This is a genomic window from Paenibacillus sp. SN-8-1 (assembly GCF_050995535.1).
Lineage (GTDB): Bacteria > Bacillota > Bacilli > Paenibacillales > Paenibacillaceae > Fontibacillus.
Genome location: NZ_CP194782.1, coordinates 719,627 through 732,883, shown reverse-complemented (window position 1 = coordinate 732,883; position 13,257 = coordinate 719,627). Strand labels below are relative to the sequence as shown.

Sequence of the window (13,257 nt, the reverse complement as noted above, 5' to 3'; positions counted from 1 at the left end):
TCACATATTGAGGAACTGTACCTTCCTTTCAGATATAGACTTTTATGCAGCCCCGAGGAATACGTAGCGGCATATAATTAAAATGGCCAAGATCCACATCAACCAATGGATTTGAACTTTATTTTTAGTAAAGAGGTTATTAAACAGGGCCAGGACGACATAGGAGACAATACCCGCTGAAATCCCGTTAGCGATCCCCCCGGTGAAAGGCATCAAGGCAATCGTAAGGAATGCCGGAAATGCATGAAGGAAATCATCCCACTCGATATTACGTACCTGAGACATCATAAGAACACCAACGATAATCAAAGCAGGTGAAGTTGCTGCCGATGGTACGATACTTGCTAGCGGTGAGATGAACAGAGCAAGAAGGAACAGGATTCCGGTAGTTACAGAGGTAAGACCTGTACGCCCACCTTCCGCTACACCAGCAGTACTCTCGACATAAGAAGTAATTGTACTCGTACCAAGAACTGCCCCTGTACTTACGCCTATGGCATCAACAAGCATCGCTTTACCGATTTTCTTCTCGCCTTCTTCTTTGTTCTTCATTAGTCCAGCGCGAGTAGCTGTACCAACTAGCGTACCGAAAGTATCAAACAACTCAACGAAAGTGAAGATAAATACGATCTCGAACAAACCTATTTTGAAAGCACCCGCAAGATCAAACTGACCTACAGCCAGATTATCCAGCGTTGGGATCCAGTGTGCACCGGACAAACCTTCAGTATGTGTAACTCCCATTGGAATTCCGATCAAGGTTGTAAGGATAATTCCGATCAGCAAAGCTCCCTTGACGCGAAGGACCATCAATATAGCGATAACAATCAAACCGATTAATGTAAGCTGAACATCCGCGTTATGAACGAAATCCCCAAGTGCAAAGTTCATGCTGCTTCCTGGTACGGTCTGGGTAGGATTCTTCACTCCAGACAGATTGGCAACCATGAGGTTACTCATTTTGAAGCCGATGATCGCTACGAACAAACCAATTCCCACTGTAATTGCTGACTTAATGCTGGTCGGTACGGCTTTAATTAAAAGCTGTCTTACTTTTGTTACCGTCAGAATCAAGAAGATAATCCCCGAGATAAATACCGCACCTAGTGCAGCCTGCCAGGTAATTGCCCCATTGGAACTAAGAACGACTGTCATAAAGTAAGCATTCAAGCCCATACCAGGAGCGAGGGCAATAGGGATGTTAACGAACAATCCCATCAGGATTGTAATCAAACCAGCACCGACTGTTGTTGCAAAGAATACGCCATCCGCCGGAATACCTGCTCCGCCTGGACCCAAGAAGATGTTGTTGACTACCAGAATATAAGCCATTGTCATAAAAGTGGTAATCCCTGCGATCACTTCTGTTCTTACATTCGTTCCATGTTCCTTCAGCTTAAAGAACCGATCCATTGTAGAAATTCTCCCCCTTAGAAATGAGTCATAGACGACAAAAAACCCGGGAAACCAACTGTCCCCGGGTTCTATGCTTGGAGGAAAAGGTGGAAGCAGCAGCAGCCTTGTAGCTCGCTTAACTGCAAGCTTTAAGCATATCCTGCTTCTTAAGTCAAAGCACCTTTTCCCTTCGTAGCCAGATCATTACGGTGACCTCGTAGAAACTACCGGGCCAATCCCCGGAATTATACGAAAAGCTATATGGATTGTACTAGTGCATTCCATATATATTTTATTATTGTCGAAAATCCTCGTTATAAATCGTATAAACACACATTACTTGATTTATTGTAGGCCCGAGCGAAGTGCTTGTCAATATAAATTACGAATATTAAAGGCCTTATTTAAAATATTGTTCGTGATTTGCCTTAAATAAAATAAAAAGAGCAGCCTCTGATTGCCAGAGACTGCTCTTACTGAATTTATTCTATTCCCACTCGATCGTAGCCGGTGGTTTGGAAGTCACGTCATACACGATCCGGTTAACGTTGTCTACTTCGTTAACGATACGAACGGAGATTTTCTCCAGCACGTCCCAAGGGATACGTGCCCAGTCGGCGGTCATACCGTCGATGGAAGTAACGGCACGGATACCTACAGTGTAGGAATACGTACGCGCGTCACCCATAACACCAACGCTCTTCATATTTGGCAGAGCTGTGAAGTACTGCCAGATCTCACGATCAAGTCCCGCCTTAGCGATCTCTTCACGAAGAATGAAGTCGGAATCACGCACAATTTTGAGTTTCTCCTCAGTGACTTCACCAAGAACACGAATGGCCAGACCCGGTCCAGGGAACGGTTGTCTCCATACGATCTCTTTTGGAAGGCCGCACTCTTCGCCTACTTTGCGAACTTCGTCTTTAAACAAAGTCTTGAGTGGTTCAACCAGTTCGAAATCCATATCTTCCGGCAGACCGCCAACATTGTGATGCGACTTAATCGTATGTGCAGTTGCAGTACCGCTCTCTACGATATCCGTGTACAGCGTTCCTTGAGCCAGGAATTTGAAGTTATCGAACTTCTTGGATTCCTCATCAAACACATAGATGAACTCGTTACCGATAATTTTACGTTTTTGTTCAGGATCATCTACACCGGCAAGCTTCGACATGAAGCGCTCACGGGCATCAATCTTCACAACCTTCATGTCGAACTTGCCGACAAAGGTCTCCATTACACTTTCGGCCTCACCTTTACGAAGAAGACCATGATCGATGAACATGCAAGTAAGCTTGTCCCCAATGGCTTTGTGGAGCAGAATCGCTACGACTGAAGAATCAACGCCGCCGCTCAAAGCACACAGCACGTTGTTGTCTCCAACCTGTTCACGAATATCCTTGATTGTATCTTCGATGAACGTACCCATCGTCCAGTTGCCTTCGCAGCCGCAGATCTCGTACAGGAAGTTACGAATCATCTCATTACCATGCACAGAGTGACGAACCTCTGGGTGGAACTGTACACCATACAGTCGGCGATCAGGGTTACTAAACCCAGCTATTGGAGCATGGTCAGTGAACGCATCGATCTGGAATCCTTCAGGAAGCTCCACCACGTGATCCCCGTGACTCATCCATACAGTCTGCTTGGATTCAAGACCCTTGGTGAGTGCGGAATGCTCTGCGAAGCTCACGTCAGCTTTCCCATATTCCCGCTTGGCCGCACGTTCGACTTTACCGTTCAATTGCTGAGCCATCAACTGCATGCCATAGCAAATCCCAAAGATCGGAACATTCAGGTTGAAAATCTCTGGATCTACATGCGGGGCATTCTCCGCATATACACTTGTAGGACCGCCTGAGAATACAATCCCCTTCGGTGAAAGCTCCCGCAGCCGCTCAACAGGTGTGTTGTAAGGAAGAAGTTCACTATACACACCCAGATCGCGAATCCTTCTAGCTATTAACTGGTTATATTGTCCTCCGAAGTCCAGAACGACAATCATTTCATTTGGCTTATTCATTTCCGAGCCTCCCTCAATTCATGGGTCTTATTATACGAAACGACAAAACAAATCGTCAAGGAAGATCGGGAAGAGATTCACCCCCGGCAAGCCCCCACCTGACGGCATTGCTCCAGAAAGGACTTTGTTGACATGCGGTCAAGATCACCCGCTCCATAATATAACGATTCCCATACGTGTAAAAAATGATTAAGATGGTCCCGCTGTGTCGGATCTAATCCAGGAATACGCTCGATATACTCCCTTCCTGTTACCCCCGCCGGCCGGGGGCCATATGTGCCGTATAGCTGCTTCCAAGCCTTGTCAGATGCTAGGAGCAGCTGATCCCGCTGAGGAAACCGGCGGTGTCCCGAACTTGAGGGCAGCTCTATCGTTCTGATCCATACAGAAATAGCCGGCCATAGGGCACGAACGATCAAATATATGGATCCAGCCAGGCATAGGGCGGCCACAGCTAGCAGCGGATGTGGTAACCAGTCTTCTATTTCCGAAATGACCACTAGAGCGGATCTCATACTGTAGAAAGCAGCATTCCCTAATTGATTAACCAGATTTCCATAGGAACTTGTATCCTTCACAATGAGCGAAGCAGGTGTTGCTGCTCCGGCCGATTCAAAGCCTGGTGTTGGATCAAAGGGCACCCACCCCACACCTGGAAAATACACCTCAACCCAGGAATGCGCATCCGAATACGAGACTGTGAATTGATGAGGATCTTCTTCGCTCTTCTGGCCGGAGGCGAATCCTTTGACCCATCTTGCCGGTATTCCTTGCGTCCTGAGAAGCACGGCCATGGCTGTGGAGAAATGGTCGCAATACCCGATTTTCTGGACAAATAGAAAGTTTGCCGTGAAATCCTGACCTGAAGGCAGAGATTTCGGATCAAGACTGTATTTATAGTTGTTTTTCAAATAAGACTGTACCGACTTCACAGCCTCATAACGGCTCCTGCTTCCTTTGGTCAGCTTATCCCCTAGATCCCTAACTTCCTTAGGAAGGGTATCAGGCAGTTCATTGTACATGCTCGAAATAGAGACAGGGTCCTCCCCCTTCGATCTGTTCAAGACATCGGGTGATTCTTTCTGTTCCCGTACGGTAATTTCATAGCCTAAGAGCTCATCTGGTGAATGGGATGATCCCGCACTGCTGGCATGTATGTTCTGACTCTCTGTATCATTGCTGTATTGAATCAAGCCGGAATCCGGAAAGGTCATTAAATTATGGAAAGGAAGATCCTGCTTCCCATTGGTAAGCCTGTTCACTTTCACCGGAATCCCGCCTCCGACTAAGACAACCCTGCCAGTCTGGGGTTCTTTGAAGGTAATGGACTGGATTAATTCTTCTCCTCCCGAACGTACAGATTCTTCTGAAGGGATACGTCCATCTAGAGAGAGCGGCGAAGTCTCCTGATCCTGCTGAGTCCAGCCACGACCTGTATAGGTGCTTTTGCTCTCCCCCCGATAATAGGTAGGATACGGCGATGTGGCTGTGAAAAACACTTTGTTATTAAGTGTTAAAGGACCCCCGAGATCACTATCATTATTACCGTAGCCCGATAAGTTATTATGCCCGCGAGTGGATGCCGCTAGTTCCGTCTGTGTCCAGGCCTCCATGCTGGCTACAGCTTGCTGAAGTGAGAGGGGCTTCGCAGGCTGAATGGGTAGACTTCCCACAATTGTTGCCACGCCAATAATTCCGCCCAGGACCGCCGTGATACCGGCCGCGAATCCTGCTGTCCGGAATCTCCCATTTGGAGGGCTGACAGCACCGGGTTCTTCATCACTGCTTTCCTCCTGAATATGGAGGGTATGCAGTACTGCCTGAAGCAATAAGCCAATCAGGACTGTGCGGACCAGCCCCCAGTAAGTATGAAGACCGAGGCCCAGCTCCAAGCTTAGTAAATAAATCACCGTTGCACAGAAGAACAGCAGAATACTTTGACGGCTCAGCGCGAGCATTTGGACTGAAACAACAAGAAGAGCCCAGCCTAACAACAAGACGAACATTCGCATCTCAGGGCTTAATGCTGCAATCCTTCCCGTGTTCAAAACTCCGGAAATATCCTCCATAAAGATGTGGATGCAATCCGAAATCCAGCCTATCCCCTCGGCCCCACCATACAGGTAGATCAAACCGCCTATGCACAGCAGGGGTGGAATGATTGTGAATATGGCAAAAGGTACACTCAGGCATCCCGCCACCAATAGCAGAATCGTCAGAACATGGAACAAATCCAGGGGTCTTTCACCATCAGGCCCGAGCAATCTAAGTAGCGGAGACAGCCATTCCCGAAATAGACCGAAGATAAACAGAGATAGTATCAGACGTTCTCCTAAGCTCTTGAAGGTGGGCACACCTGTAATTGAGGATAATCCATCCTTTCGCATTAAGATGACCTCCCCTTGGCAAGAAGTTCTGTATCCCGGTCAAGAACCGCCCCCGGCGAAAGATGAACCCCCGAGAGAAGCAGCTGATCTAATATTTCCGCCGATAGCTCGGGAGCACAAGTTTCATTACCGGTTATCATAATTTCCAGCAGGATTCCCCGAGCAGCGGCAGATGCAGCAGCAGCGGCAATCTCCGGAGTCAGCCTTCCAATAATGAAAGTAATGAACTTGTGACTGTGCTCTTGAATGGTCTCAATTAACAGGCTGGTTCCAGGGATACTCGTATCCAGGCTGGCAGCCGCGAGAACGTTCATCCCTTCCTCTCGCTCCGGCTCCCAGTCGAAGCTTCTTCCTCCTTCTGCACTGCCACAGATCAGATCAGCCTTTCTGCCAGCAGAGATCTCCGTCCGCAGCAAAGACGCCGCACAGGATACGGCGAGTTCAAATTCCTCGGCTAAGGGCGAATATGACCCAGGATCGGTCGCGAGCAGAATAATCCGCTCAGCCGGGCCGCCGGCTTCTGGCAACCGCGATAATAAGCCGGCGCGTCTGGATGAGGCTTTCCAGTGAATGCTTTTCCACGAATCGCCTGGTCTATATTCCCTGAGTAAATCCCCCTTCTCGCCTCTCGGTATCCCTTGCTGCTGAGATTCACCTTCCCCAAGTATTCCGATCTCTCCAGAAATACGCAGACTTGAGGTCCTGGGAATAACGGTCAGAGAGCCTTCGGCTTCAACCCAAAGTGTGCGTTCAAACCATCCAAAGAGATCCCCATAGATGATTCTCAGCTTCTCTGCCGTATATACGCCTCTGCGAAGCTCATTTACGGTTCCCCTGAGTACAACATGACGCCGGAATCCTGTAAACATAACAAATCCACTCGTTCTGCCGGCACGGACAGCCAGCGGATCGTGGACTTTAATCCATAGGGGAGGGATGCCTCCCTTGAATTCAATATGAAGGGAAAGCTCAGCACTCTCCCCCGCCTCCAAGCGGACTCTGGACCATTCACGCTTGACCATTGCCAGTCTTGGATTGCAGGCTTGGACAAGAGCTCCCTGCAGCATAATTAGCCCGATTGCCAAGAGAAGAAATACCACTGACGGTCCACCATATCCCGCATAAACAGTTACCAGAAGAGCTGAAGCAGCCGACGTCCAGAGCCATGGCACAATGGAGACTCTCATGACGAAGCCTTTGCGGAGCCAGATGACATAGGGACAGGGGTCTTGCTAAGCCATTCGTGGACCAATTCCTCACCCTTGAGCCCGGCCAGCTTACTTTCCGGGCTTAATACGATCCGGTGGGCGAGCACGGCAGCGGCTACCGCCTTCACATCATCCGGGATCACATACATCCGGCCTTGATAATAAGCATGAGCCTGGGCCGCTCCCATCCAGGCTAGTGTCCCACGCGGGCTGATCCCTAGAGAAGTCTTAGGATGCCGTCTGGACAAATCGGCTACTGAAACCAAATAGCGCTTAATAGAATCGTCTACTAGAACCGTTCGGACCATACGCTGCATTCCGGCCATTTCCTCAGCGAGCAGGACCGGCTTCATCTCTTCAACTAGAGAGCCGGCCTGATGACGACCGAGCATATCGACCTCCTGCTCAGGCTGGGGGTAACCCAGGGAAATCCGCATCAAGAAGCGATCCATCTGAGCTTCTGGAAGGCGGTAAGTTCCCTCGAACTGCAGCGGGTTCTGTGTAGCCAGCAGCAGAAAGGGCCTTGGCAGATTATAGGTTACCCCATCCACGGTAACTCTGCGCTCTTCCATGGCCTCCAGGAGTGCGGACTGCGTTCGAGGAGCCGCCCGGTTAATCTCATCGGCAAGGACGATATTCGAGAGCACAGGGCCTGGACGGAACTCAAAGTCCCCGGAATGAGGATGGTAGACAGCTACGCCTGTCACATCTGAAGGCATGACATCCGAAGTGAATTGAATGCGTCCGAAGGAACTTCCAAGGCTGGCAGCTATGGCACGGACAAGGGTCGTTTTCCCTACACCCGGGATATCTTCCAGAAGCACATGTCCACCCTGAAGCATAGCGATAATGATAAGCTCAATTTCATGTCTCTTGCCGATCACTATTTGATCCACCCGGCTCACAAGACGTTCAAGCAGATCCGTCGTCTGGCCATGGGACAGCGGGAAAGAATTTAACAAGTTCATAACCTCCATATCCGAAAGGAATCTAGTAAACAGTGTCACCAGTTTCCTCCGGAAATAGACATCGGAATGCTTATCGCTTCCTTCGTTCTACAAGGCTATGACCTTATAATTATCAGGACCGGCAGCAGCTTTAATAATAGGATGGCCGAGCAACTCAAGCAGGCTCCGTAGTGGAATCCAGATGGCATCATCTCTCGATGTGAGCGGAATTTGATAGATTGTGGGCATCTGGTCTCCCTTCCTGCGCAGCTCTACTCTATTGGAGTCCGTCCTTACCGTAAGTGTACGTGTCCCCCAGGACACCTGCGCCGACTGCTGTGTATTGCTCCATAACACCGTGGCGCCAAGACGTTCCAGCACTGCTCTAAGCGGCACCAGATAGTGTCCGGATGACAATTCATATTCCCCGCTCTTCATCTCGGTCTCTACCCCTCCGGCCTGCAATATAAGCGAAGCCGCATGCTTGAATAATGCAGCGTTAGGCGTTACGTGGGCGGTAATCCACTTCTCCGTAGGCTGGGCTCTTCCTTTATATACAGCACTGACGTGGACGGAAAATTGGACCGGCTTCACCTTGGAAGATAACGTGCCAAATTCGTATCCATGTGCTTTATAGTAAGAAATAATCTCGGGCAGTGCCTTCACGGTCTGCTCATGCCCTGCTCCATCATGCATAAGCACAACGACTTGGTCTTTCAGCTTCGCCTGCTTCACATTGCGGATAAGCTCAGATGCGGGTACTCCTTTCCGGGAGGAATCCCGGGTATCCACATCCCAGTCAAACACCGTATATCCGCCCTGATCCAGCAGCTTAAAGTAATTTTGATCGAAATGGCCGAAGGTTCCTCCTGGAGCCCGGATCAGATCTGGCCTTGAACCGGTGATGTTCCTGAGTATTTCCTCGGTTTGTTTTATTTGTCCCCAAAATTCGCTAAAATTGTGGTAAAGCTTCGTATATTCATGATCAAAGGTGTGATTGCCAATGACATGCCCACCATCCGCAATGCGGCGGATGACTTCCGGGTACCGCTGCGCTTGCTCTCCAAGTACGAAGAAAGTCCCCTTGATCTTGTTCTTGGATAAAATATCCAGCACCTGATCCGTCAGTTTGGTCGGTCCATCATCGAAAGTTAAATAAACCATTTTCTTACTCGTTGGCTTTTTATATGAGGCTGTTGTCACAGGAGCCGCTGGCGCTGCCACAGATATTCGCTGTGCGGAGCTTTGACTTGAGGACGAATTTGTATGAAACTCTTCCTGTGCGAAAACCGTAGATTTCATGGGAGGCTGAAGATCAAATCGGAGTATTCCAAAAATAAGCAGCACCAAGAGTGCAGGTACATATAAACGCTTCAATACGTGCAAAAATGTTCTGTACATTGAATAACCTCCATCGGTTTCTATGAAATGAAATAGCTTTTGATAGATTATATGGAGGTACATCTGGAAATAGACTATTGGTAGATAGAATAAAGTTCAGAACTTTGAATGCAGATCGGAGCTGGAGTGAGCATATGGATTTTCTTAAATATCTTGAAAGTATATTTGAGCAGCATGGTTATTTTGTTCTCTTTATTGGACTCGTTCTTGAATTTATCGCCCTGCCCTTTCCGGGTGAGACTACGATGGCCTATGCAGGTTATCTGTCCTACAAGGGAATGCTTCACTGGGAACTCCTGATCCTCCTTGCCTTTCTGGGGACAACGCTTGGAATCACGATTACCTACTGGATTGGGCGTAAGGCAGGCCTTCCATTTATCCATAAATATGGAAAATGGTTCTTCCTTCCCCCCAAAAAGCTGGAGGTTACCCGGTACTGGTTCGAAAAATATGGATATACGCTGATATTCATTGGATACTTCATCCCTGGTGTCCGCCATTTCACGGGATATTTCTCCGGCATTATTGCCCTGCCGTTCCGTAAATTCGCCATGTTCGCCTATTCCGGCGCGCTCTTCTGGACCGTTCTGTTCATTGGGATCGGGAAAATATTCGGTCCTCAGTGGAACAAGATGTTCCATCTGGCGGCTACCTACTCTGCTGCTGCGGCGATTGCCTTAGTAGGGATTATTATGATTATCGTTCTATTCCGCTACCGCAAGGCGATTAAAGGGATAACTGCAAGAGTCTTCAGCAAATCCAAGAATAAATCGAAAGCCTCCAAGATGGATTAGAGGCTGAAAATTCAAAAGAAGGGAAGACCGGCACGGACCGGTCTTCCCTTCTTTTGACTATGATTCACTTATAGCTTGAAGAACCTCATTCACATGTCCGCCGACTTTAACTTTACGCCATTCTTTAATAAGAACGCCCCGCTCATCAATCAGAAAAGTGGACCGCACGATGCCTTCAAATTCCCGGCCATACATCTTCTTCAGCTGCCATACTCCGAACAGACGGCTGACCTCCTTGTCTGTGTCCGCAAGCAGTGGAAATGGCAGTGCGTGTTTGTCCGCAAATTTCTGATGGGACTTCAAGTCATCCGCGCTGATCCCGATCACTACGGCACCCTTAGCTGCAAAATAGTCCGTGCTGTCTCGGAAGTCGCATGCCTGCTGTGTGCATGCCGGGGTTGAATCCTTAGGATAAAAGTAGATGACGACTTTCTTTCCCCGGAACTGACTAAGGCTTATATTCTCTCCGGAAGTGGTAGGTAGGGTGAAATCGGGTACACGCTGACCCAGATGAACCTGCTGCTGTTCTGACACTATAGTGAAGCCCCTCTCTGTCTTAACCTGTAGAAATTCAGGAAAATTGATTGTAATTATAAAAGAAATTATAATGTAAATACCGATTAGGCTAAAGAGCAACCATTGGTTCGAAGGGAAGAATGTGATGACTAAAAGGACAAAACGGACGATTATATGGTCCATTGCCGCTGTACTCGTTGCGGTTATTGCTTTTGCAACTTATTATTTTGTAGCCATTTATAATCAAGTGAACAACTTTCACAAGGTGGGAGAGAATTCTCCGTTCAGCCAGCTCTCGCCCACAGAAACCAAAGTGGCAGCTCCTCCAAAGTGGGAAGGCACCGAGCGTGTTAACATTCTCATGATGGGTGTGGATGCCCGTGGTCTGAAGAAAGGGGAGATCCCGCGTTCCGATACTATGCTCGTAGCTTCCATTGACCCGGTGCAGAAGAAGGGGTCTCTGTTCTCCATTATGCGTGACACTTACGTCGACATTGCGGGTCAAGACAAACAGGATCGGATCAACACAGCGATTACACATGGTCCTGAGTCGGCTATGAAGACGGCCTCGGATCTGCTCGGAATTCCGATACAATATTACGTCTATACCGACTTCCAAGGCTTCATTGCCCTGGTCGACGCGGTTGGTGGAGTTGACTTCAACGTAGAGAAAGACATGCATTATGTCAGTGCCGCTGATAAGCACGAATATGATATCGACCTGAAAAAAGGAATGCAGCACCTGGATGGGAAGACGGCTCTCCAGTATGTCCGTTTCCGCCACGATGCCATGTCTGATTTCACCCGGACAGAGCGCCAGCGGAACTTCCTCAAGGCCGTTGCCGATAAAATGAAATCCACAACCTCCATTATGAACCTGCCGGGCATTTTGGAGAAAATCAACCCTTACATTGACACTAATATGTCAGTTAATGATATGTGGAAGCTGGCTTCGGTCGGCTACGACAGTCAGATGAGCGGCAGCGAGCAAATTCCGCCCATGGATCTGCTGGAGGAGAAGAATACTTCGGCTGGTTCTGTTCTCGGAGTCAAAAACGAGAAGAAATTGAAAGAGTACGTTCAGAAAGTATTGAACGGAACTCTAGATACCGAAACACCTAAGTCCGGAACCGTCTCGAACAGCAACGACAATTCATCAAGCTCCACCACTTCTGAAGCTTCAAAATGATAGACTGGATGCTTCAGAGTCACAGCAGCTTAAGCGCTGCACAATAGAAAGGAAGTCCTAATAGTATGAACCGGAATCAATCAGAACATTTATATCAAGAAGCACTGAAACATATTGTTGGCGGCGTCAACAGCCCCTCCCGCTCGTTCAAAGCGGTGGGCGGCGGGGCGCCTGTTTTTATGAGTAAAGCCCAGGGGGCGCACTTCTGGGATGTGGACGGTAACAAGTACATCGATTACCTCGCTGCTTACGGGCCGATTATTACCGGCCACGCACATCCTCATATCACGGAAGCCATTACCCGCGCAGCGGCTAATGGGGTGCTGTATGGAACACCGACCGAGCTTGAAATCAAGCTGGCCAAGATGCTCAAGGAAGCCATCCCTTCCATGGACAAGGTCCGCTTCGTCAACTCAGGGACTGAAGCCGTAATGACAACCATCCGCGTAGCCCGGGCTTATACGAAGCGAAATAAGATTATCAAATTCGCAGGCTGTTATCATGGGCACTCCGATCTAGTGCTTGTGGCCGCGGGCTCCGGGCCTTCCACACTCGGGATTCCGGACAGCGCGGGAATTCCGACCAGCATCGCGCATGAGGTCATTACCGTACCGTTCAATAACACCGAAGCGCTACAAGAAGCTCTGGACAAATGGGGCGATGACGTCGCAGCCGTCATGGTAGAGCCCATCGTCGGCAACTTCGGCATGGTCATGCCGGAAGAAGGCTTCCTAAGCAGCCTCTGCCGGTTAGCGCGCGAGTACGGCGCCCTCGTCATCTATGACGAGGTTATCACCGCGTTCCGCTTCCATTACGGGTCCGCGCAGACCTACGCGGGCCTCGCGGACCATGAAGCCATCAAGCCGGATCTGACGGCGCTGGGCAAAATCATCGGCGGAGGCCTGCCGATCGGCGCCTACGGCGGCAGCAAGGAGATCATGGAGCAGGTTGCTCCGCTCGGACCAGCCTATCAGGCGGGTACGATGGCGGGCAACCCGGCCTCGATCTCGGCAGGCATCGCCTGCCTGGAGGTGCTGCAAGGCGCGGGCGTCTACGACGAGATGGAGCGCCTGGCTGTGCGGCTGACGGAAGGCCTTGGCGCTTCCGCCGCCCGCCACGGGGTGCCGCTTACCATCAACCGGATCCGCGGCGCCTTCTCGACCCACTTCTGCGACCATCCCGTAACGAATTATGACGAGGCCCAGAATACCGATGGCGAAATGTTCGCCGCCTTCTTCCGCCATATGCTGGACCAAGGCGTGAACCTGGCGCCTTCGAAGTATGAAGCGTGGTTCCTGACCACGGCTCATACGGACGCAGACATTGATTTTACACTGGAAGCCGCGGAGAATGCCTTCCGGAAGCTGAAAGCTTAGATCCATCATTACGTTCAT

Annotated in this window: 10 protein-coding genes and 1 riboswitch; of the genes, 3 read left to right on the top strand and 7 right to left on the bottom strand. The window is 49.5% G+C overall.

From position 1 onward, the window contains the following. Positions 1–42: 42 nt before the first annotated feature. The 6 genes from ACRRNK_RS03570 to ACRRNK_RS03545 form a co-directional block, all read right to left on the bottom strand. On the bottom strand, positions 43–1,413 hold the full coding sequence (locus ACRRNK_RS03570; protein WP_433945442.1) for an NCS2 family permease: 1,371 nt from the start codon (positions 1,411–1,413) through the stop codon (positions 43–45). 155 nt (positions 1,414–1,568) lie between these two features. Beyond that, a riboswitch (purine riboswitch) is annotated at positions 1,569–1,668 on the bottom strand. A gap of 214 nt (positions 1,669–1,882) precedes the next feature. Next, positions 1,883–3,421, bottom strand: coding sequence for a glutamine-hydrolyzing GMP synthase (gene guaA, locus ACRRNK_RS03565; RefSeq protein WP_433945441.1), 1,539 nt, complete (start codon positions 3,419–3,421; stop codon positions 1,883–1,885). Between the two features lie 77 nt (positions 3,422–3,498). Then, complete coding sequence (locus tag ACRRNK_RS03560; RefSeq protein ID WP_433945440.1) at positions 3,499–5,808, bottom strand: transglutaminase-like domain-containing protein; 2,310 nt, start codon at positions 5,806–5,808, stop codon at positions 3,499–3,501. Next, complete coding sequence (locus ACRRNK_RS03555) at positions 5,808–6,995, bottom strand: DUF58 domain-containing protein (protein ID WP_433945439.1); 1,188 nt, start codon at positions 6,993–6,995, stop codon at positions 5,808–5,810. The genes ACRRNK_RS03560 and ACRRNK_RS03555 overlap by 1 nt, the downstream gene beginning before the upstream one ends. Further along, positions 6,992–7,978, bottom strand: a complete 987-nt coding sequence (locus ACRRNK_RS03550; protein WP_433945438.1) for an AAA family ATPase — start codon at positions 7,976–7,978, stop codon at positions 6,992–6,994. Before ACRRNK_RS03550 ends, ACRRNK_RS03555 begins: the two co-directional genes overlap by 4 nt. 93 nt (positions 7,979–8,071) lie before the next feature. Next, positions 8,072–9,265 (bottom strand): polysaccharide deacetylase family protein, encoded by a 1,194-nt coding sequence (locus tag ACRRNK_RS03545; protein ID WP_433945437.1) that lies wholly within the window; start codon positions 9,263–9,265, stop codon positions 8,072–8,074. Positions 9,266–9,498: 233 nt separating this feature from the next. Here ACRRNK_RS03545 and ACRRNK_RS03540 point away from each other — a divergent pair, with 233 nt between their 5' ends. Next, entirely contained in the window at positions 9,499–10,158 is a 660-nt protein-coding gene (locus tag ACRRNK_RS03540; protein ID WP_433945436.1) for a DedA family protein, read from the top strand. Positions 10,159–10,215: 57 nt separating this feature from the next. Here ACRRNK_RS03540 and bcp read toward each other — a convergent pair whose 3' ends face one another. Further along, a complete protein-coding gene (gene bcp / locus ACRRNK_RS03535) occupies positions 10,216–10,692 on the bottom strand; it encodes a thioredoxin-dependent thiol peroxidase (RefSeq protein WP_433945435.1) in 477 nt (158 codons plus the stop codon). Positions 10,693–10,819: 127 nt separating this feature from the next. Here bcp and ACRRNK_RS03530 point away from each other — a divergent pair, with 127 nt between their 5' ends. Both ACRRNK_RS03530 and ACRRNK_RS03525 read left to right on the top strand, forming a co-directional pair. After that, positions 10,820–11,863 carry an LCP family protein gene (locus ACRRNK_RS03530; protein WP_433945434.1) on the top strand — a complete coding sequence of 348 codons (1,044 nt, stop codon included), beginning with the start codon at positions 10,820–10,822 and terminating at the stop codon, positions 11,861–11,863. Positions 11,864–11,928: 65 nt separating this feature from the next. After that, positions 11,929–13,239: a glutamate-1-semialdehyde 2,1-aminomutase gene (locus tag ACRRNK_RS03525; RefSeq protein ID WP_433945433.1), complete on the top strand. Its 1,311-nt coding sequence runs from the start codon at positions 11,929–11,931 to the stop codon at positions 13,237–13,239. Positions 13,240–13,257 lie beyond the last annotated feature (18 nt).

Excerpts from the sequence above, each read along its gene's own strand:
- ACRRNK_RS03570 (WP_433945442.1), bottom strand. The coding sequence starts at position 1,413 with ATGGATCGGTTCTTTAAGCTGAAGGAACATGGAACGAATGTAAGAACA.
- guaA (WP_433945441.1), bottom strand. The coding sequence starts at position 3,421 with ATGAATAAGCCAAATGAAATGATTGTCGTTCTGGACTTCGGAGGACAA.
- ACRRNK_RS03560 (WP_433945440.1), bottom strand. The coding sequence starts at position 5,808 with ATGCGAAAGGATGGATTATCCTCAATTACAGGTGTGCCCACCTTCAAG.
- ACRRNK_RS03555 (WP_433945439.1), bottom strand. The coding sequence starts at position 6,995 with ATGAGAGTCTCCATTGTGCCATGGCTCTGGACGTCGGCTGCTTCAGCT.
- ACRRNK_RS03545 (WP_433945437.1), bottom strand. The coding sequence starts at position 9,265 with ATGAAATCTACGGTTTTCGCACAGGAAGAGTTTCATACAAATTCGTCC.
- ACRRNK_RS03540 (WP_433945436.1), top strand. The coding sequence starts at position 9,499 with ATGGATTTTCTTAAATATCTTGAAAGTATATTTGAGCAGCATGGTTAT.
- ACRRNK_RS03530 (WP_433945434.1), top strand. The coding sequence starts at position 10,820 with ATGACTAAAAGGACAAAACGGACGATTATATGGTCCATTGCCGCTGTA.
- ACRRNK_RS03525 (WP_433945433.1), top strand. The coding sequence starts at position 11,929 with ATGAACCGGAATCAATCAGAACATTTATATCAAGAAGCACTGAAACAT.